Source organism: uncultured Stenotrophomonas sp. (assembly GCF_913778665.1).
Classification (GTDB): Bacteria; Pseudomonadota; Gammaproteobacteria; order Xanthomonadales; family Xanthomonadaceae; genus Stenotrophomonas.
In genome coordinates this window covers 505,217-524,477 of sequence record NZ_CAJYVQ010000002.1, presented here as the reverse complement: position 1 = coordinate 524,477, position 19,261 = coordinate 505,217, and the positions used below count along the sequence as shown (strand labels likewise).

Annotated in this window: 17 protein-coding genes; 10 read left to right on the top strand and 7 right to left on the bottom strand. The window is 67.1% G+C overall.

From position 1 onward, the window contains the following. Positions 1–3 precede the first annotated feature (3 nt). The 3 genes from dnaE to QZ853_RS03260 all read left to right on the top strand — a co-directional run bounded on the left by dnaE (position 4) and on the right by QZ853_RS03260 (position 5,601). Positions 4–3,594 carry a DNA polymerase III subunit alpha gene (gene dnaE / locus QZ853_RS03270; protein ID WP_295570696.1) on the top strand — a complete coding sequence of 1,197 codons (3,591 nt, stop codon included), beginning with the start codon at positions 4–6 and terminating at the stop codon, positions 3,592–3,594. A 64-nt stretch (positions 3,595–3,658) separates the two neighbouring features. Next, on the top strand, positions 3,659–4,528 hold the full coding sequence (locus QZ853_RS03265) for a hypothetical protein (RefSeq protein ID WP_295570694.1): 870 nt from the start codon (positions 3,659–3,661) through the stop codon (positions 4,526–4,528). Positions 4,529–4,641: 113 nt separating this feature from the next. After that, positions 4,642–5,601 (top strand): acetyl-CoA carboxylase carboxyltransferase subunit alpha, encoded by a 960-nt coding sequence (locus tag QZ853_RS03260; protein ID WP_295570692.1) that lies wholly within the window; start codon positions 4,642–4,644, stop codon positions 5,599–5,601. Positions 5,602–5,712: 111 nt separating this feature from the next. Here QZ853_RS03260 and QZ853_RS03255 read toward each other — a convergent pair whose 3' ends face one another. Beyond that, positions 5,713–6,168: a CopD family protein gene (locus QZ853_RS03255; protein WP_295570691.1), complete on the bottom strand. Its 456-nt coding sequence runs from the start codon at positions 6,166–6,168 to the stop codon at positions 5,713–5,715. Positions 6,169–6,317: 149 nt separating this feature from the next. Between QZ853_RS03255 and QZ853_RS03250 the strand changes: the two genes are divergently transcribed. Both QZ853_RS03250 and phaZ read left to right on the top strand, forming a co-directional pair. Continuing rightward, the gene (locus QZ853_RS03250) at positions 6,318–6,908 is read left to right on the top strand and encodes a class I SAM-dependent methyltransferase (protein ID WP_295570690.1); all 591 of its coding nucleotides are present in this window, start codon (positions 6,318–6,320) and stop codon (positions 6,906–6,908) included. A gap of 93 nt (positions 6,909–7,001) precedes the next feature. Further along, positions 7,002–8,309, top strand: a complete 1,308-nt coding sequence (gene phaZ / locus QZ853_RS03245; protein WP_295570688.1) for a polyhydroxyalkanoate depolymerase — start codon at positions 7,002–7,004, stop codon at positions 8,307–8,309. Positions 8,310–8,393: 84 nt separating this feature from the next. On the opposite strand, the gene QZ853_RS03240 is transcribed toward phaZ, so the two are convergent. Both QZ853_RS03240 and QZ853_RS03235 read right to left on the bottom strand, forming a co-directional pair. Continuing rightward, on the bottom strand, positions 8,394–9,383 hold the full coding sequence (locus tag QZ853_RS03240) for a sensor domain-containing protein (protein WP_295570686.1): 990 nt from the start codon (positions 9,381–9,383) through the stop codon (positions 8,394–8,396). Continuing rightward, complete coding sequence (locus QZ853_RS03235; protein ID WP_295570685.1) at positions 9,380–9,745, bottom strand: PadR family transcriptional regulator; 366 nt, start codon at positions 9,743–9,745, stop codon at positions 9,380–9,382. The genes QZ853_RS03240 and QZ853_RS03235 overlap by 4 nt, the downstream gene beginning before the upstream one ends. 136 nt (positions 9,746–9,881) lie before the next feature. Between QZ853_RS03235 and QZ853_RS03230 the strand changes: the two genes are divergently transcribed. After that, a complete protein-coding gene (locus QZ853_RS03230; protein ID WP_295570683.1) occupies positions 9,882–10,784 on the top strand; it encodes a peptidylprolyl isomerase in 903 nt (300 codons plus the stop codon). Between the two features lie 580 nt (positions 10,785–11,364). Here the strand turns inward: QZ853_RS03230 and QZ853_RS03225 are convergent. Next, positions 11,365–12,237 (bottom strand): DMT family transporter, encoded by an 873-nt coding sequence (locus QZ853_RS03225; protein ID WP_295570682.1) that lies wholly within the window; start codon positions 12,235–12,237, stop codon positions 11,365–11,367. A gap of 115 nt (positions 12,238–12,352) precedes the next feature. Here QZ853_RS03225 and QZ853_RS03220 point away from each other — a divergent pair, with 115 nt between their 5' ends. Continuing rightward, positions 12,353–13,297: a LysR substrate-binding domain-containing protein gene (locus tag QZ853_RS03220; protein WP_295570680.1), complete on the top strand. Its 945-nt coding sequence runs from the start codon at positions 12,353–12,355 to the stop codon at positions 13,295–13,297. A gap of 69 nt (positions 13,298–13,366) precedes the next feature. Continuing rightward, the gene (locus tag QZ853_RS03215; RefSeq protein ID WP_106550374.1) at positions 13,367–13,660 is read left to right on the top strand and encodes a hypothetical protein; all 294 of its coding nucleotides are present in this window, start codon (positions 13,367–13,369) and stop codon (positions 13,658–13,660) included. Between the two features lie 80 nt (positions 13,661–13,740). Here QZ853_RS03215 and QZ853_RS03210 read toward each other — a convergent pair whose 3' ends face one another. After that, positions 13,741–14,505 carry a DUF4349 domain-containing protein gene (locus tag QZ853_RS03210; protein WP_295571130.1) on the bottom strand — a complete coding sequence of 255 codons (765 nt, stop codon included), beginning with the start codon at positions 14,503–14,505 and terminating at the stop codon, positions 13,741–13,743. Between the two features lie 32 nt (positions 14,506–14,537). Continuing rightward, complete coding sequence (locus QZ853_RS03205) at positions 14,538–14,894, bottom strand: GFA family protein (RefSeq protein ID WP_295570678.1); 357 nt, start codon at positions 14,892–14,894, stop codon at positions 14,538–14,540. Positions 14,895–15,006: 112 nt separating this feature from the next. Between QZ853_RS03205 and QZ853_RS03200 the strand changes: the two genes are divergently transcribed. Both QZ853_RS03200 and QZ853_RS03195 read left to right on the top strand, forming a co-directional pair. Then, a complete protein-coding gene (locus QZ853_RS03200) occupies positions 15,007–16,815 on the top strand; it encodes a DUF885 domain-containing protein (protein ID WP_295570676.1) in 1,809 nt (602 codons plus the stop codon). 143 nt (positions 16,816–16,958) lie between these two features. After that, a complete protein-coding gene (locus tag QZ853_RS03195) occupies positions 16,959–17,957 on the top strand; it encodes a polysaccharide lyase (RefSeq protein ID WP_295570674.1) in 999 nt (332 codons plus the stop codon). Between the two features lie 9 nt (positions 17,958–17,966). On the opposite strand, the gene agp is transcribed toward QZ853_RS03195, so the two are convergent. Next, positions 17,967–19,202, bottom strand: a complete 1,236-nt coding sequence (gene agp, locus QZ853_RS03190; RefSeq protein WP_295570673.1) for a bifunctional glucose-1-phosphatase/inositol phosphatase — start codon at positions 19,200–19,202, stop codon at positions 17,967–17,969. Positions 19,203–19,261 lie beyond the last annotated feature (59 nt).

Below are 19,261 nucleotides of genomic sequence, written 5' to 3'. Positions count from 1 at the left end.
GGCATGTCCAACTCCCGCTTCGTACATCTCCACGTCCACACCGAGTTCTCGCTGGCGGACTCGACCATCCGTGTGCCGGCCAAACCCGATCAGGCCGACCCGAAGAAAGCCAAGCAGGCCAACCTGCTGTCGCGCTCGGTCGAACTCGGCCTGCCCGCACTGGCAGTGACCGACCTCAACAACCTGTTCGCCCTGGTCAAGTTCTACAAGGCCGCCGAAGGCGTGGGCATCAAGCCGATCGCCGGCGCCGACGTGCTGATCGCCGAGGAAGGCCAGGACCCGTGGCGGATGACCCTGCTGTGCCGCGACCGCGAGGGCTACCTGAGCCTGTCACGGCTGCTGACCCGCGCGTGGATGGAAGGGCATCGCCCGGAAGGCGGCGTGGCGGTTCATCCGGACTGGCTGAAGGCAGGCAACGCCAACCTGTTCGCGCTGGCCGGGCGGCAGAGCCTGGCCGGGCGCCTGGCACTGGACGGCAAGCATGAGCTGGCCGAGCAGCAGCTGGCCGACTGGCAGCGTGTGTTCGGCGATGGCCTGCACCTGGAACTGACCCGTACCGGCCGCGAGGGCGAGGAAACGTTCAACCAGTTCGCGCTGATGGCGGCCGGCCAGCGTGGCCTGCCGGTGGTGGCCAGCAATGACGTGCGCTTCCTGTCGCCGTCGGATTTCAGCGCGCACGAAGCGCGCGTATGCATTTCCACCGGCCGCGTGCTGGATGATCCCAAGCGGCCGCGCGAATACAGCGACCAGCAGTACCTGAAGTCGGCCGAGGAGATGTGCGCGCTGTTCGCCGACATCCCCGATGCGATCGACAACACGCTGGCGCTGGCCGAGCGCTGCAACATCGAGATGCGGCTGGGCACCTACTTCCTGCCCAACTACCCGGTGCCCGACGACGAGACCCTGGACACCTGGATCCAGAAGATGTCGCGCGACGGCCTGGAAGAGCGCCTGGAGAAAAATCCGCTGGCGCCGGGCAAGACCCGCGAAGACTACTTCGAGCGCCTGGAATTCGAGCTCAACACCATCATCAAGATGGGTTTCCCCGGCTACTTCCTGATCGTGGCCGACTTCATCCAGTGGGGCAAGAACCAGGGCATCCCGATCGGCCCAGGCCGTGGTTCGGGTGCCGGTTCGCTGGTGGCGTGGGCGCTGAAGATCACCGATCTGGACCCGCTGCCGTACAACCTGCTGTTCGAGCGCTTCCTCAACCCGGAACGCGTGTCGATGCCCGACTTCGACATCGACTTCTGCATGGACCGCCGCGACGAGGTGATCGACTACGTCGCGCGCAAGTACGGGCGCGAGCGCGTCAGCCAGATCATCACCTACGGCACCATGGCCGCCAAGGCGGTGGTGCGCGACTCCGGCCGCGTGCTCGGTTTCCCGTACGGCCTGGTCGACGGCGTTTCCAAGCTGATCCCGAACATCCTCGGCATCCACCTGAAGGATGCACTGGGCAAGGGCAAGGAAGGCCCCAGCTCGGAAATGGCCTCGCCGGAACTGATCCAGCGCTACGAGACCGAGGACGATGTCCGCGACCTGATCGACCTGGCGCTGCAGCTGGAAGACCTGACCCGCAACGCCGGCAAGCACGCCGGTGGCGTGGTGATCGGCCCCGAGCCGCTGAGCGAGTTCTGCCCGCTGTACGCCGAACATGACGAGAACGGCCTCGGCAAGAACCCGGTCACCCAGTTCGACAAGAACGACGTGGAAGAAGTGGGCCTGGTGAAGTTCGACTTCCTCGGCCTGCGCACGCTGACCATCATCGACTGGGCGGTGAAGGCGATCAACAAGCGCCATGAGCGCGCTGGCATCCCGCCGGTGGACATCGCCGCGATTCCGCTCGACGACACGGCTACCTACAAGGACATCTTCGCCAACGGCAACACCGGCGCGGTGTTCCAGTTCGAATCCTCGGGCATGCGCCGCCTGCTGAAGGACGCGCGCCCCGACCGCTTCGAAGACCTGATCGCGCTGGTGTCGCTGTACCGCCCCGGCCCGATGGACCTGATTCCCTCCTTCAATGCGCGTAAGCACGGCCAGGAAGAAATCATCTATCCCGATCCGCGCACCGAAGCGATCCTGAAGGACACCTACGGCATCATGGTGTACCAGGAGCAGGTCATGCAGATGGCGCAGATCGTCGGCGGCTACTCGCTGGGCGGCGCCGACCTGCTGCGCCGTGCAATGGGCAAGAAGGTGCCGGCCGAAATGGCCAAGCACCGCGAGATCTTCCGCGAAGGTGCGGCCAAGGACGGCGTGGACGAGGCCAAGGCCGACGCCATCTTCGACCTGATGGAGAAATTCGCCGGCTACGGCTTCAACAAGTCGCACGCCGCTGCATACGCGCTGGTCAGCTACCAGACCGCATGGCTCAAGCGCCACTACCCGGCCGAGTTCATGGCCGCGACGCTGTCCTCCGACCTGGACAACACCGACAAGGTGGTCGGCTTCCTCGACGAGGTGCGCAACCTCGGCCTGACCGTGCTGCCGCCGAAGGTGAACCAGTCGGCCTTCATGTTCGAAGCGGTCACCCCGGACACGATCCAGTACGGCCTGGGCGCGATCAAGGGTGTCGGCCAGGGTGCCTGCGAAGCGGTGGTGGACGAGCGCCTGAAGGGCGGCGAGTTCAAGGACCTGCTCGACTTCTGCACCCGCGTCGGCTCGGCCAAGCTCAACCGGCGCACGCTGGAAGCGATGATCAACTGCGGTGCGCTGGACGAACTCGGCCACAACCGCGCCTCGCTGATGCTGCAGCTGCCGGAAGTCATCAAGGCCACCGACCAGATGGCACGCGAGCGCGCTTCGGGGCAGAACTCGCTGTTCGGTGGTCCCGACCCGAGCGCGACCACGATCCAGCTGGACCTGCCCCAGGCCGAGGAATGGCCCTTGCTGCAGCGCCTGAACGGCGAGCGGGACACGCTGGGCTTCTACCTCAGCGGCCACCCGTTCGATCCGTGGCGCGACGATGTGCGCGACCTGGTCGGCAACGATCTGGGCGCGGTGGAGAAGATCTGGAGCGCCAACAGCGGGGGCGGCGGTGGCGGCGAGAAGCGCTGGCGCCCGGAAGTGCAGACCGTGCTGGCCGGCCAGGTGGTCGGCGTGCGCCGCAAGGGCGAGAGCCAGATCTTCATCCAGCTGGAAGATGGCCGCGGCCGCGTCGAGTGCAGCGCGTTCTCCGACGCGATGGCCGAGTTCGGCCACCTGATGACCAAGGACCGCATCCTGGTGGTCAAGGGCGGCCTGCGCGAAGACGAGTTCAACGGCGGCTACGCGCTGCGCATCCGCCAGTGCTGGGACTTCGATGAGGTCTGCGCCAACTACGCCACGCGGCTGTCGCTGCGGCTGGACCTGCGCCAGCAGCGCCCGGTCTGGGAGCGCGTCAATGCCCTGCTCGACCGCCATCGCCCGGGCCGCACACCGCTGCGCCTCGACCTGCTGCTGAAGGGCCCGCAGGGTGGCGTCGCCGGCATGCTCGATGTCTCCGGGCAGAGCGCAGTACGCATTGACTCCAAGCTGCTGGAGGCGCTGCGCGCCGACCCGGCCGTGCGCACGCTGAAGGTGCGCTACAGCCCACCATGGGCCAGCTGAGGCGGGCGCTCCGGTTTTGCTGCCCCCCCTGTTCTCCCGTTCCAGATATCAAGGACGATCGCCGATGAAGACCCTGCTGCTCCCGTTCGCCGCCGCGCTGGCGCTGGCTGCCTGCTCGCCGTCGAAGATCGACTTCCAGATCGACAACCCGACCGACACGCCGCTGGCGCTGAGCATTGATGGCAAGGAGCTGCCAGTGGCCGCACAGGGCTCGCGTCCGGTCTCGCTGGCGGTCGGCGAGCATCGCCTGCACACCGACAGACTCGGCGACGTACGCTTCATCGTCTACGTCGATGGCCGCGGCGGCCTGATCAACCCGACCCTGAGCGAATACGTGATTGCCCGCGAGATCTACGTCACCGACGAGAGCAAGCTGAAGAACTTCGGCGTCGGCAACACCGGAATCGAGCTGGGAGGGGTCAACTTCGAGGGCCCGTTCGAGAAGAGCCACGCGCTGTTCATCGACAAGACATGGACCTACGGCGTGCGCGAACCGTTTCCGAAGGAAAAGGTGGTGGCCCACGTCGATTCCAGCGGTGGCCAGATCGTGGCCAAGGTGTTCACCGCGCCGGACTTCATCGCCTACGTTGAAGACGGCATGGGCGCGCCGGGCGCATTCAAGCGTGAACAGCCGGCCGGCTACGTGGCCCCGGCCTACCGCCTGGAACCCGCCCCGGCCAGCCTGCCGGCGCTGGTGCCGGCCTTCGAGGCTCATGCTGCGCCGCTGCGCGAGGTCTATGCGCGCTGGCTGAAGGCGACCACCGCCGATGAACAGAAGGCCCTGCGCAAGCAGGACTTCGCCGCGCAGATGGCGTTCACCTCGGCCACCGCCACCCTCGGCGCCGACCAGGGCCGGGAGGCCAACGAGGCCTACAACGACTTCGTGTCCCAGCGCGGCCAGCTGATGGGCCGCAGCGCGCTGGTGGTGCCCTGAGCTGACTGGCGCGCCCTGCCCGGCTGCGCTACCGTCGCCCTCCAGACGACGGCGTACGGGTGCTTTGCACGCATTCGGCTAGAATTCCCCCCTTCTTTACACGACGGCTTCCGATGAATCCGAACTACCTCGACTTCGAGCAACCCATCGCCGACCTGGAAGCCAAGATCCAGGAACTGCGCAACGCCAGCGCCGGGCCGGCGGTCAATGTCGAGGCGGAAGTGCACGCGCTGCAGGACAAGCTGCGCATGCGCACCGCGCAGATCTTCCGCAACCTGACCTCGTGGCAGGTGCTGCAGCTGGCCCGCCACCCGTCGCGCCCGTACACCGCCGACTACCTGCGCATCATCTGCGATGAGTTCCAGGAGCTGGCCGGTGATCGCGCCTTCGCCGACGACAAGGCCATCATGGGCGGCCTGGCCCGCATCAATGGCCGCTCGGTGATGGTGATCGGCCACCAGAAGGGTCGCGACACCAAGGAAAAGATCAAGCGCAACTTCGGCATGCCCAAGCCGGAGGGCTACCGCAAGGCCCTTCGCCTGATGAAGTTGGCCGAGCGCTTCGGCCTGCCGGTGCTGACCCTGATCGACACCGCCGGCGCCTGGCCGGGCATCGACGCCGAATCGCGAGGCCAGTCCGAAGCGATCGCGCGCAACCTGATCGAGATGGCCGAACTGAAGGTGCCGATCATCTGCACCGTGATCGGTGAAGGCGGCTCCGGCGGCGCGCTGGCGCTGGGCGTGGGCGACCGCACCGTGATGCTGGAATACGCGGTGTACTCGACCATCACCCCGGAAGGCTGCGCGTCTATCCTGTGGAAGGACGCCGGCAAGGCCAAGGATGCTGCCGAGCAGCTGGGCCTGACCGCTCCACGCCTGAAGAGCCTGGGCCTGGTCGACAAGGTCGTGCGCGAGCCGACCGGCGGCGCCCACCGCAACCCGACGCAGATGGCCAAGCGCCTGAAGGCGGTGCTGCTGAACGAACTGGACGCGCTGGAAAAGCTGTCCACCGAACAGCTGCTGGAACAGCGCTACGCGCGCCTGCGCAGCTACGGCACCTACGAAGCGGCCTGATCGGCCACGTTGCCTGTCTGTAGAGTCGGGCCATGCTCGACTCTGCAAGGGCCCATCCACGCATGGCGTGGATGGACGCGGCATGTCCACGCAGGGCGTGGATCCAGGGCCTTAGAACGGCTTGGCCAGCACCAGCCACACGATCGGAATGAACGCCAGCAGTGGGATCTCGTTGATCCAGCGCAGTGCGCGCGACGACGGCAGCGCGCGGCCCTTGGCCACGCCCTTCAGCAGCTGCCCGATCCAGATGAAGTACGCCAGCAGGGCCACCACCAGCCCCAGCTTGGCGTGCAGCCAACCGGCGCCGCCCGGCGCGACCATGGTCGGGAAATCGGGAATGATCTTGTAGCCCAGCCACAGCGCCAGGCCCAGCAGGAAGGCCAGGCCGAACATCGAATGGCCGAAGCGGTACAGGCGCAGGCCCATCAGCTGCAGGCGCTCGGTCACTGCCGGTTGCCCCGCCGTCTCGGCCAGGTTCACCAGGATGCGCGGCAGATAGAACACCGTGGCCATCCACGCCACCACGAACACGATGTGGAAGGTCTTCACCCAGTAGTAGCTCTGCATGCGCTCGCTCCGGCGGCTGGCGTAGATGGGCGGCCATTCTCGCATGCCATGGCCGATCCCCTCCGCGCGACGCCGCCGCGACGGATCGACGCATGGCGCGCCGCGACGCCGTACGATAGGCGCCGTTTTCCCGACCGCACGACGCCTGCATGGACAAGACCTACGACGCCGCCTACTTCCAGCGCTGGTACCGCCGCGCCGACATCGGCGGCAGCGCCCGCCTGGCGCGCAAGGTGGCCCTGGCCGTGGCCAGCGCCGAGTACTACCTGGAACGACCGATCCGCAGCGTGCTGGACATCGGCTGCGGCGAAGGCGCCTGGCGCGCTCCGCTGCTGAAGCTGCGTCCGAAGGTCGAATACCTCGGCTTCGACAGCAGCGAGTACGCTGTGCGCCGCTACGGGCGCACCCGCAACCTGCACCTGGCCGGCTTCGGCGATTTCGCCTGGCTGCGGCCCTGCGCCCCGGTCGATCTGCTGGTGTGTTCGGACGTGATGCACTACGTGCCCGATCGGGAGCTGCGTGCCGGCCTGGCCGGTGTGGCCGAGCTGACCGGCGGTGTGGCCTTCCTGGAAACCTTTGCCGCCGAGGACGAGTTCGACGGCGACCACGAGGGCTTCCAGGCCCGCCCGGCGCGCAGCTACCGCCGGCTGCTGGCACGGCATGGCCTGCAGCCGGTGGGGTCGCACTGCTGGCTCGGCCCCGCCCTGGCCGGAGACGCGGCGGCGCTGGAACGGGTGTGAATCCGGATTCATTATTTTCAGCCAACTTAACCTGCGGGACACCCGGATGGGATATGCTGCGCGGCAACATATGACCATACATATTCGGTCGTCATGCTCTATCAACTGCACGAACTGACCCGCAACCTGCTCGCCCCTTGGGTGCACCAGGCCCAGGCCAACGCCAAATTCTTCGCCAACCCGGGCCACTGGTGGTCGCAGATGCCGGGTGCCGATCGGCTGGCCGCGGTCAACGAATTGTTCCATCGCATCGGCAAGGATTACGAGAAGCCCGAATGGGGCATCAACGAAATCGAGGTCGATGGCGAGCGCGTGCCGATCGTCGTGCACGAAGAAGTGAGCAAGCCGTTCTGCAAGCTGCTGCGCTTCAAGCGCCACAGCAATGAAGCCGACCAGCTGCACACGATGCTCAACCAGCCGTTCGTGCTGGTGGTGGCGCCGCTGTCCGGCCACCACGCCACCCTGCTGCGCGATACTGTGCGCACCCTGCTGCGCGACCACCGCGTGTACGTCACCGACTGGGTGGATGCGCGCATGGTGCCGGCCAGCGAAGGCGAGTTCGGCCTGGACGACTACATCGCCTACATCCAGGAATTCATCCGCCACCTCGGCGTCGAGCGCCTGCACGTGGTCAGCGTGTGCCAGCCGACCGTGCCGGTGCTGGCCGCGGTTTCGCTGATGGCCAGCCGAGGCGAACCGACGCCGCGCACGCTGGTGATGATGGGTGGCCCGATCGATGCGCGCTGCAGCCCGACCGCAGTGAACAACCTGGCCACGCAGAACCCGCTGTCGTGGTTCGAGAACAACGTCATCCACACCGTGCCGCCGAGCTATCCCGGCGCCGGCCGCCGCGTGTATCCCGGTTTCCTGCAGCACGCCGGCTTCCTGTCGATGAACCCCAGCCGTCATTTCAGCTCGCACTGGGATTTCTACACTGACCTGGTCAAGGGCGACCTGGAAGACGCCGACGCGCACCGTCGTTTCTATGACGAGTACAACGCGGTGCTGGACATGCCGGCCAAGTACTACCTGGATACCATCCGCGTGGTGTTCCAGGACTTCCTGCTGCCGCGTGGCGAGTGGGTGGTCAATGGCGAAAAGGTCGATCCGTCGGCGATCCGTGACACCGCCCTGCTGAGCATTGAAGGCGAGCTGGACGACATCGCCGGCCTCGGCCAGACCGAAGCTGCGCAGGCGCTGTGCACCGGCATTGCTGCTGACCGCCGCGAGCATTTCATCGTCGCAGGTGCCGGCCATTACGGCATCTTCAGCGGCCGCCGCTGGCGCGAGGTGGTGTACCCGAAGGTGCGCGACTTCTTCGCCGCGCATGCCGAAGCCCCAGCGGCGAAGGCAACGAAGAAAAAGAGCAACGTCACCCCGTTGCGGCGCAAGGCGGGGTAGTCCCCGCTCTGCCCGGAAGCCCGGGTCGGATCCCTTTCCAACGGAAAGGGCTCTGACCCAGTTCGACCGGATCCCCCCTACCGCCTACAGTCGCACCAGCAGGTGCTTGGCGATCAACCCGTGCAGCTTGCCGATGCCGCGCGCCAGATGCATCGTCAACAGCAACAGCAGCACGCCCACCGCGGCGACCGCGATCGCCACCAGCGGCGATGCAGCCATCGGCAGTACATTCACGCCATCGACGTACACGCCCGGAATCTCGCCACTGAAGATCGCCGCCACCGGCGCCCAGATCAGGCCCAGCGACAGCGACAGCAGCGTCACCGCGATGGTGAAGTAGACCACGCCCAGCGGCAGCATCAGCACGAAGTACAGCAGCGTCAGCCAGGTGCGGCCATCGGTGAACATGTCGCCGATGCGCTGCAGCCAGCTGCGGCTGCGGTCGGTGTAGCGCGGACGGCGCGGCATGCGCTCGCCCAGCAGCGCTTCCACCAGCCGCCCTTCCAGCAGCGCCAGCCCGCGCACCGAGCCGAAGAACAGCACGGTCAGCGGAATGCCGACGATCAGGATCAGCAGGCCCAACGACAATGACAGGCCGGTCACCACCCAGGTGAAGAAGAAGATGCCGGTAGCCAGCGACAGCAGCATGTAGAACAGCGCGCCGTAGGTATGCGGATCGGCCACCACGCCAAAGAAGCGCGCCAGCAGCGAACGTTGCACAGGCGCCGGCGGCGGTGCGGCCGGCTCGACGCCACTGGCTTCCGCCGCCGCACGCAGCACCGGCGCGGTATCCGCACGCGGCGTACGCAGCGCGCGGTTCACCGTCACTTCGGTCTCGCGGTAGATCTCGGCCACTTCGTCCGGCGCACCGTAGCTGCCGGCCACGTCAGCGATCACCTCGGCCTCGCTGCGGCCGGGCTGCGCAGCCAGCTCCGAACGCAGGTACTCCTCGGCGTCGTAGAGCGCATCCTGCACCATCGCCGGGTCGGCGCCTTCCAGCGCCGCCCGCAGCTGCGCCAGGTACTGTGGAATGGTGTTCGGCAGGGCAACGCCTGCCAGGCTCGGGTCGTTCATTGCGGTACCCCCTCCAACACGGAATCGACGGAATCGCGGGTGGCCTGCCAGGCCTGGCGCCACTGCGCCAGCACCTGAAGGCCACGATCATTGATGCGGTAGTAGCGCCGCGGTGGCCCGCTGCTGGATGGCTCGACATGGCTTTCCAGCAGCCCGGCGCCTTCCAGGTTGCGCAGCACCGGGTACAGCGCGCTCTGCTTGCCGCTCAGCACGCCCTCGCCCACCCGCTCCAGCTCCTTGGCAATGAGGTAGCCGTACAGCGGCTCGCCGGCCCGGGCCAGCACCGCCAGCAGGGCCAGCGACACCGTTCCGGCGCTCAGCTCCTTCTGGAACTTTTTCAGCTGGACATCGTCTTCGACCATGACCGGCCCTCCACTACGTTGAAGTCCACAGTAGTGCGAAGTTCGCCATAGCGAATGTGTCGTTAGTCATCCTGCCGGTTGGCGAGACCGGTGCGCTCGCGCAGAATCGAACCCTCGTTCATGTTCCGGGGATCCCATGCCGCACCGCCGTCGCCTTGCCCTGACCGCCCTCGCCCTGGCCTGCCTGCTGCCCTCGCTGGCCAGCGCGGCCGCCCCGTACCGCAGCCCGCAGCAGATCCTCGACGCCTCGGCGGCCAGCGACTGGCGCACTCCGGACCCGGCCAACCTGCTGTATATGGACCTGCCGGCCGGGCGGGTGATCATCGAGCTGGCACCGCAGTTCGCTCCGCGCCATGTCGCCAACATCCAGACCTTCGCCCATGAGCACTTCTGGGATGGCACCAGCATCTACCGCTCACAGGACAACTTCGTGGTGCAGTTCGGCGACGCTGACGCCGATGACGCGGCCAAGGCCAGGCCGTTCGGCAGCGCCGCGCGCAAGCTGCCGGCCGAGTTCGAACGCGCCAGCGCCGGCCTGAAGGTGAGCGTGCTGCCGGACCGTGACGGCTGGGCGGCACAGACCGGTTTCGTCGACGGCTTCCCGGTCGGCCAGGACCCGCAGGCCGGCAAGGCCTGGCTGGCGCACTGCTACGGGATGCTCGGTGCCGGCCGCAGCAACGAGGAAGACAGCAGCATCGGTGCTGAACTGTACGTAGTGACCGGCCAGTCACCGCGCCAGCTGGACCGCAACATCACCCTGGTCGGCCGCGTGCTGAAGGGCATGGAGCTGCTCAGCGCGATCCCGCGTGGGCCGGCGCCGATGGGCTTCTACACCGACCCGAAGCTGCGCACGCCGATCGTGTCGATCCGCCGCGCCAGCGATGTGCCGGTGGCCGAGCGCACACCGATCCAGGTGCTGCGCACCGATTCGAAGACCTTCGCCGAGACGGTGGAGGCGCGACGCAATCGCGTGGATGACTTCTACAAGCGCCCGGCGGGGCATATCGATCTCTGCAATGTGCCGGTGCCGGTGCGGTAGGAGCCTGGCTTCCTGCACGTGGCGCGTGCTGAAGGTGCTTCATTGTTCATGGGCGTCACTTTTCTTTTCGCGCGAAAAGAAAAGTAACCAAAAGAAACGCGCCGCCAGGTCGCGAGCCGCCGCGCTTCGCACGTCGGTTCCCTGCGCTTCTCGGTGAATCAGGGGACGGTGCCGAACTCGCTGCGCTCAGACATCGGCACCTCTTCGCCCCTGATTCCCCTGCGATGCTCGGCTTGCTCAAGGCGGATTCAAGATCAAGGGCAGAAGCGGTCGCTTCGCTCGCCGGGCCTGGCCCGGCGCTACCCAATATCGTCGTGCAGCTGTAGCCTTTGATCTGGGTCCGCCTTGAGCGAGCCGAGCACCGCAGGTCCGGCGAGGGCGAAGAGGCGCGGGTGTTTGAGCGCAGCGAGTTCCCGCGCCGTCCCTCGACGGGCCGAGGAGCGCAGGGTACCGGTGCGCAGCGCCGGCTCGCGGCCGGCGGCGCGTTTCTTTTGGTTACTTTTCTTTGCGTACAAAGAAAAGTAACGCCCATGAACAATGAAGCACCTTCAGCACGCGCCACGCGCAAAACGCCAACGCCTCAGCCCTTCTGACTCACCGCCACGCTACCCAGAATCAACGCACCGGCAATCAGCATCTGCACCGTCACCGCCTCGCCCAGGAACATCCACGCAAACGCCGCGCCGAACAGCGGAATCAGGTAGGTCACCGTCGATGCGCGCGATGGTCCGATGCGACCGATCAGGCGGTAGAACATCAGGAAGGCCAGGCCGGTACAGGCCACGCCCAGCGCAATCGCCGCGCCCCAGGCCTTCAGCGGAATGGCGGCATGCGGCCAGTGGCTCACCGCCATCGGCAGCATCCACAGCGAAGCACACGACAACGTCGCCGCCGCAGCCGCTGCCGATGGCAGGCCGGTCATGTGGCGCTTCACCAGGTTCACGCCCAGCCCGTACAGCAGCGACGCCGCAGCGCCGGCGATCACCGCAGCGCCGATGCTCAAGCCGGAAACCTTGGCCGTGGCCAGCACCACCACGCCAGCGAAGCCGACCAGCAAGGCACCGGCGCGGCGCATGCCGATCTTCTCGCCGAAGAACAGAAAGGCGATCAGCGCGGCGAACAGCACCGTCATGGCATTGCAGATCGCACCGATCGCGGCCGGTGCCTGTTCGGCGGCATAGGCGAACAGCACGAACGGCAGCGCCGAGTTGATCAGGCCAATCGGCGCCAGCCACAGCCAGCGACGCGGCGGGAACTGCGCGCGGGCGCGCCACAGGAACGGCAGCAGCACCAGCGCGCCCAGCACCAGCCGCACCTCGACCAGCGCGAACGGGCCGAACGACGGCACCGCCACGCGCATGAACAGGAACGAGCAGCCCCAGATGGCGCCCAGCAGGGTCAACTCCAGCGGTGTGCGCCAATCGCGCTCGGCCGCCTGTGGGACCGCATTCATGCTTTGCCTCCGTCCATCGTCAATTGCTCGCCAAGGCAGACAGGATCGGGCGCAGACACCCGCCGCACAAGCGCGTAGTATCGCTGCCAGCCACAAATCTGGTTTGAGGCTGGACATGCAGCTACGCCCTTCCCTGCTCCCCGCGCTGGCCGTGTTCGCAGTCGCGGCCCGCCACCAGAACTTCGCCCAGGCGGCGCAGGAACTGCACCTGACCGCCAGCGCGGTCAGCCACCATGTGCGTCGCCTGGAGGAGGTGCTGGAGACCCGGCTGTTCCTGCGCCACGCCCGCGGCGTGCGCCTGACCGCTGAAGGCCGGCAGTTGGCAGACGCCGCCAGCGCGGCATTCACCGACGTCGCCGCAGTCGCCCACCACCTGCACCCGGATGCCGACAGCGTGCCACTGCGGCTCACCACGCTGCGCTCGCTGTCCTACTGCTGGCTGTTGCCACGCCTGCCGCGCTTCACCCAGGCGCATCCGCACATCCGCATCGAACTGCATACCGGCAGCGGGCTGGATCGCTACGACGACAACGGCCCGGAGGTCGGCATCCGCTACGGACTGGGCCAATGGCCCGGCCTGCGCGCGCAGCATCTGATGGACGACTATCTGTTCCCGGTGGCCTCACCCGCGCTGGCCGGCGTCGAGACCCTGGACGACCCGGCGCGGATCGCCGAGCTGCCACTGCTGACCGACCTGTCGCCACAGGGCTGGCGCGACTGGTTCCGCCATGCCGGCGTGCGCCCGCCCTCGCCACTGCCACCGATGCATACCTTTGCCGACAGCACCGATGCGATGCGCGCGGCGGTGTACGGCATGGGCGCGGTGCTGGCACGCACCCACGTCGCCCAGCCCTATCTGCAACGCTATGAAGTGGTGCGCCTGCCCGGCCCGGCGCTGAAGGCCCGCTATGCCTATTACGTGGTGCATGCCGAAGGGCAGCCGCCGAGTCGTGCGGCGCGCCTGTTCATCGACTGGTTGCTGGAGCAGGCGCAGGACGAGCGCACGCCCATCCCCGCGCTGCCGGACAGCCTGCTGGGGCGCCCGGCCACGCGCGGCTGACTGCGCCCTCACCCGCTCTTTGCTTCGCGCTGGCTAGGCTGCAGGCGAACCCTCCCACGTGCCCCTGACATGAGCCTGCTGCGACTGCGCATCACCGGAACCGAAGACGACGCCCGCGCCATCAGCGATCTGCTGCTTGGCCTTGAGGGCATCGAGCATGTCGAGGAAACCGACGACCTGATGCCGCACATGGATGACGATGATTCCAGTTCGGCCGGGCTGTCTGATGACATCGGCCCGGGCATCCACGAACTGGAAGTGGAAGTCGGCAACGAGAGCACCGCGCAGAAAGTGCGTGACGCGGTGCAGGAGCTGGCGCTGGAACTGGATGTCTTCATCGAGTACGAAACCGACGAAGGATGAGCATCCGCCGGGCATGGCCCGGCGCTACGTTCTGCAGATTCCGGCAGCGCCGGTCCACGACCGGCGCGCGCATCGTTCGATCACGCCTTGCGACGGCGGCGACGCCACCAGGCACGCACGCCCCATCCTGCAATCAACGCCAGTACCGCCACCGGCAGCAAGGCCGCCGCCGCACGGATCAGGAACGCCACGCTGGTGCTGAGAATGCTGCCCGACTCGCTCAGCGCCTGGCCGATCTCGCTGCGGCTGCGCTGGCCCGAGGTGGTGCCGAAGTGCAGCGTCACCAGCTGGGTATCGATGCGACGGCGCTGCTGCGCGGAATCCTTGTTGGCCTGTTCGACACCCGCCTCGATCTCCGACAGGCGCGTGGTGATCGCCATCAGGTCTTCGATCTTCAGATCCTTGCGATCCTGGTAGGACAACAGCCGCGCATGCTCCTTCTCCAGCCGTGCCTTGGTCAGCGCGGTATCGGCCACCTGCTGTGCGAGGTCTTCGGCGCGCGTGCTGCGCGATTGCAGCTTGCCGCCTTCACCCGCCATCGTGATCAGCGGCTCGGTGCCCTTCGGTGCAATGCGGACCTTGACCTCGCCGCTGGGCTGCTCGCCACTGCGCTGATCAACCTGCAGCACCGCACAATCCCCGAACTTCGCGCTTTGGCAGGCCTGCGCCACCTGCTGGATGCGCGGTGCGATCTGCGCAGCGTCCAGCTGTATCTGCACGTCATGCTCGTAGGCCAGGAACGCACCTTCCGGCGAAGCGACCGCGGCTTCGGCACCACCTCCGGCATCGGCCGCCATGTCGCCATGCTTTCCGCACGCCGCCAACGCCAGCAGCAGCACCGGCATCGCCACCCCGCGCGTCCACGCGCACACCGGCCTCACAGTGCGGCTCCGTCGTACGACGTCACCGCCAGGCCCGCCAGGTCCACCTGCGGCACGCAGCGCACGTTCACCGCCACCATCGGCGTGCCGCTGCGTGGATCGACCGCCTCGCTGTAGGGGGCGATGCCGCACTCGCGGCAGTGATGGTGGTCGATATGGGCCTTGTTGAAGTGATAGGTGGCCACGTCCGCCGGATCGGTGGTCAACTGGAACGCCTCGCGCGGGGCGAACCACAGCAGGCTGCCACGGCGCCGGCACATCGAGCAGTTGCAATCGATCACATCGCTGATCGGCGCCTGTGCTTCCACGGTGAATGCGATCCTGCCGCAATGGCAGCTTCCCTGGTATTGCATGTCCTGCACTCCGATGGAGGGTCCTTGTCGGCGACCATGGTAATCCTATGGCACGGGGACAAAGCAGCGCCGCGGCCCTATGCTCGGGGTTTGACCCTGTACAGGAACGCCGATGCGCCCGCATCTCCTTGCCCTCGCCCTGGTGGCCGCGCTGGCCGGTTGCCAGCCGGCCGACGCCCCGACCAACGCTTCCACCCCGGCCGCCAACCAGCAGGCCGGTGACGCGGCAGCCGATGCCGCCTTCGCCGACCTGTCCAAGCGCGCCCTGGATACCTGGATGCAGCTGTCACCGGTCAGCGCCACCCAGATCGGCGACCACCGCTACGACAGCGAGCTGGACGACCTGAGCGCCACCGGCCAGCAGAAGACCGTGGCCGCCTACAAGGCTCTGCTGGGCGAGCTGGACAAGATCGACGTGGCCAAGCTGGGCCGCGAGAACCAAGTGGACGCGGCGATCCTGCGCAACCAGCTGCAGTCGGAAATCTGGAACGCCGAAGTGCTGCAGTCCGGCAAGTGGGACCCGCAGCTGTACAACGGCATTGCCGGCAGCGCGATCTACGGCCTGATGGCACGCGAATTCGCCCCACTGCCGGAGCGCCTGAAGTCGGCCACCGCGCGCATGGAAAAGCTGCCCGCGATCTTCGCCCAGGCCCGCGAGAACCTGGACCCGGCGCGCGTGCCGAAGATCCATGCCGAGACCGTGGCCAAGCAGAACAAGGGCATCCTCAGCATCGTCGATACCTTCATCACCCCGCACATCGGCGAATTGCCGCAGGCCGACCAGCAGCGCCTGCAGGCCGCCATCGATGGGCTGAAGAAGGCGGTGGACGAGCAGCAGACCTGGCTGGACAAGACCCTGGTGCCGAACGCCAAGGGCGACTTCCGCATTGGTGCGGAAAAGTACGACCAGAAGCTGAAGTTCGCGCTGAGCTCATCGCTGTCGCGCCAGGAAATCGGTGAGCGTGCGCGCGCCGAACTCAAGCGCGTGCGCGAAGACATGTACGGCATCGCGCAGACCGTGCTGAAGGACAAGCCGGGTGCGCCGGAGATGCCGGCCCAGCCGACCGACGAGCAGCAGCAGAAGGCGATCGAGGCCGCGCTGGAACTGGCCTACGCCGACAAGCCGGCACGCGACAAGGTGGTCGACGATGCCAAGGCCGCGCTGGAGCAGTCCACCGCGTTCGTGCGCGAGCACGACCTGGTGACCCTGCCGGACGCGCCGGTGGACATCATCCTGATGCCGGAATTCCAGCGTGGCGTGGCCGTGGCCTACTGCGATTCGCCGGGCCCGCTGGACAAGAACCTGAAGACCTTCTACGCCGTGTCGCCGATTCCGGACGACTGGAACGACAAGCAGGTCGACTCGTTCCTGCGTGAGTACAACTCGCGCATGATCCACCTGCTCAGCATCCACGAAGGTACCCCGGGCCACTACCTGGAAGGCTGGCATTCGGCCAAGTTCCCCTCCACCCTGCGTGCGGTGCTGCGTTCAGGCCTGTTCGCCGAAGGCTGGGCGGTCTACACCGAGCGCATGATGCAGGAGCAGGGTTACCTCAACAACGACCCGCTGTTCCACCTGGTGCAGCTGAAGTTCTACCTGCGCACGATCTCCAACGCGATCCTCGACCAGGGGGTGCACGTGGACAACTGGGATCGCGAAAAGGCGATGCACCTGATGACCCACGATGCGTTCCAGCAGGAAAGCGAGGCGGCCGGCAAGTGGGTGCGTGCACAGCTGACGTCGGCGCAGCTGCCGACCTATTTCGTCGGCGCGCAGGAACACTTCGACACCCGCAAGGCGGTGCAGGAAAAGCTGGGCGACAAGTTCAACCTGAAGGCCTACCACGACCAGGTGCTGTCCTACGGCGCACCGCCGGTGCGCTTCGCCCGCCAGCTGATGCTGGACCAGCCGATCGAGTGATCGGTCGGGTGTGAGATGGAAACAGAACGGCCCGGGGAGACCCGGGCCGTTTCTGCATGCGGCGGCGGGAGCCGCGGCTGCATCACGCACCGGCAACATGTACAGGCGCATCGTTCGCCGGGTTCCCCCTTCCGTCGGCGTCCATGCCTCTCCCCCTGTTCCGTCTTGCACTGCTGCCCACGCTGCTGGCCAGTACCTGTGCCCTCGCCGCCTGCCCTCCACCACCGCCCGGCCAACCGGACATCCGTGCGCTGGGCTACTACAACGACAAGGCCGGCTCGGTGATCGACCCGGCACTGCACCAGCAGAACCACGATGCCACCGCGCCACTGGACCGCTATGCCACCGACGTGGCGCGCATGAGTGACGACTACCTGCGTGATGGTGATCGCGCCGCTGCGCAGTGCACGCTGGCCTGGCTCGGCGCCTGGGCGAAGGACGGCGCGATGCTCGGGCAGATGATCCGGGTCAACAACGACCAGTCGTTCTACATGCGGCAGTGGATGCTCGATGCGGTGGCCATGGCCTACCTGAAAGTGCATGACCAGGCCGACCCGCAGCAGCGCGCGCGCATCGATCCATGGCTGCAGCAGCTGGCACGCGCCAACCTGAGCTATTGGGACAACCCGAAGCGGCGCCGCAACAACCACTACTACTGGGGCGGACTGGGCGTGCTCGCCACTGGCCTGGCCACCGATGACCAGACCCTGTGGCAGTCCGGCCACGCCGCCTTCCAGAAGGGCATCGATGACATCCAGGACGATGGCAGCCTGCCGCTGGAAATGGCGCGCGGGCAGCGTGCCCTGCACTATCACGACTACGCGCTGGCGCCGCTGGTGATGATGGCCGAGCTGGCGCGGCTGCGCGGCCAGGACTGGTACGCCAGCCGCGATCACGCCATCGACCGCCTCGCGCGGCGCGTCATCGAAGGCAGCAAGGACCCGGCGTGGTTCAACCAGCAGACCGGCGTTGCACAGCTGCCGCTGCAGGCCAGTGGCTGGGTCGAGTTCTATCGACTGCGCTCGCCCGATGGCGGCCTGTTCGAAGCCGCGCATGCGCGTGGCCCGTTCCGCTCGCCGCGATTGGGCGGCGACCTGACCCTGATGGCCACTCACGGCATCGTGCGCACGCGCCTGCGCTAGCCGCACACCTCAGCGGGCCGCTGGTTGCAAAAGGCGCTGAAACTCCGCGACGGTGCAGCCCTGCGCTGCGCAGCCCGGCACCCGCAACGCGACACGGCCCGGCGGCTGCGTCCCGGTCAGCGGCTGTGCGTCCCGCAGCTGTGCAGTGGTCGGGTAGACGTAGGCCAGGCGGATCCGCTCTCCGCCGCTGTGGCGGGCACGCCAGCGCTCGAACTGCAGCAGGCCTCCGATCGGCGTCTTCTCGTACTGGCCCGGCAGCGTGTAATCGGTGATGCCCAGCGCCGCCAGCACGGAGCCGATGTTGGAGTCATGGCCGACCAGGAGGGTCACCTTCGGCAAGGCCGGATCCTTCAACAGCGCATCCACGCGCGCCAGCAGCGGTGCGGCCACATCACGAGCAACTTCAGGGGTACCGAACAGGATGTCCTGGTAGCGATTGCGGATCTGCGCCAGCGCCAGCCATTGCGCCTCGCCGTTCAAGCGGCCCCAGCCTTCGCGCAGCGTGGCATCAGCCTGGTAGTGCTCCATCAGCAGGGCATCCACCACCCCGTTGGCCAGCGCCAGCGAGCCGGACGCCCGCGGCTCCTTGCCCGGTTCTGCGCTGAAGGTGGTATCGGCCAGGGTCAGATGACAGTCGCTGCGGTCCTTGCACGCCGCCGACTGCGGGTAGTGGGTGATCGCCTCCACCAACGACAGCGATGGCAGCAGCCCTGCATGCGCCAATGCCTGCTGCATCGCCGACCGCGCGCGTTCGCGGAACGCCACGTCATCGCGGTGAATCACCGGATTGAACATCGGGTCCATCGTGCCCAGCGGCGTGCGCTGCTCGATCGCAACAGCGCAGCCCGGGAACGCGCCGGCAACGAAGAACTGTGCAGTGGCCTGGGTGCGTTGCAGGCTGTTGGCATGGGCGTGGAAATCACCTGGCTGCGGGCAATCCGATGCCGGCAGCAGCTGTGCCTGGCGCAGCCACTGTCCAATGTAGCGGCCCATGTAGACCTCCAGCACCCCGCCCTTGGTGGTGAGCTCGCCCGGTGCCACGTCCCACCGTGGCCAGGTTTCGGGGGTCGCGTTGGCGAGCGCGCCGGAGGCCACCACCGGCGCGCGCAGGTTGTGGCGGCTGAGCAGGATGACCTGCTGCAGCTGCTCCTCCGCGACCGGTGCAGCCATCGCGGTCGCAGTGCTCACGCCCAGCGCGAGCGCGAGCGCGAGCGCGAGCAACAGGGAGCGCAGAGGGCGGATCATGCAGGTCTCCAGAAGCACGCTGGGGTCAAAGCCCTTTGCTTCGCAAAGGGATCCGACCC

Coding starts and splice junctions, on each gene's coding strand:
- dnaE (WP_295570696.1), top strand. CDS start 4: ATGTCCAACTCCCGCTTCGTACATCTCCACGTCCACACCGAGTTCTCG.
- QZ853_RS03220 (WP_295570680.1), top strand. CDS start 12,353: ATGCAGCTACGCCCTTCCCTGCTCCCCGCGCTGGCCGTGTTCGCAGTC.
- QZ853_RS03205 (WP_295570678.1), bottom strand. CDS start 14,894: ATGCAATACCAGGGAAGCTGCCATTGCGGCAGGATCGCATTCACCGTG.
- QZ853_RS03195 (WP_295570674.1), top strand. CDS start 16,959: ATGCCTCTCCCCCTGTTCCGTCTTGCACTGCTGCCCACGCTGCTGGCC.
- phaZ (WP_295570688.1), top strand. CDS start 7,002: ATGCTCTATCAACTGCACGAACTGACCCGCAACCTGCTCGCCCCTTGG.
- agp (WP_295570673.1), bottom strand. CDS start 19,202: ATGATCCGCCCTCTGCGCTCCCTGTTGCTCGCGCTCGCGCTCGCGCTC.
- QZ853_RS03265 (WP_295570694.1), top strand. CDS start 3,659: ATGAAGACCCTGCTGCTCCCGTTCGCCGCCGCGCTGGCGCTGGCTGCC.
- QZ853_RS03260 (WP_295570692.1), top strand. CDS start 4,642: ATGAATCCGAACTACCTCGACTTCGAGCAACCCATCGCCGACCTGGAA.
- QZ853_RS03210 (WP_295571130.1), bottom strand. CDS start 14,505: ATGCCGGTGCTGCTGCTGGCGTTGGCGGCGTGCGGAAAGCATGGCGAC.
- QZ853_RS03230 (WP_295570683.1), top strand. CDS start 9,882: ATGCCGCACCGCCGTCGCCTTGCCCTGACCGCCCTCGCCCTGGCCTGC.
- QZ853_RS03240 (WP_295570686.1), bottom strand. CDS start 9,383: ATGAACGACCCGAGCCTGGCAGGCGTTGCCCTGCCGAACACCATTCCA.
- QZ853_RS03215 (WP_106550374.1), top strand. CDS start 13,367: ATGAGCCTGCTGCGACTGCGCATCACCGGAACCGAAGACGACGCCCGC.
- QZ853_RS03235 (WP_295570685.1), bottom strand. CDS start 9,745: ATGGTCGAAGACGATGTCCAGCTGAAAAAGTTCCAGAAGGAGCTGAGC.
- QZ853_RS03225 (WP_295570682.1), bottom strand. CDS start 12,237: ATGAATGCGGTCCCACAGGCGGCCGAGCGCGATTGGCGCACACCGCTG.
- QZ853_RS03255 (WP_295570691.1), bottom strand. CDS start 6,168: ATGCAGAGCTACTACTGGGTGAAGACCTTCCACATCGTGTTCGTGGTG.
- QZ853_RS03200 (WP_295570676.1), top strand. CDS start 15,007: ATGCGCCCGCATCTCCTTGCCCTCGCCCTGGTGGCCGCGCTGGCCGGT.
- QZ853_RS03250 (WP_295570690.1), top strand. CDS start 6,318: ATGGACAAGACCTACGACGCCGCCTACTTCCAGCGCTGGTACCGCCGC.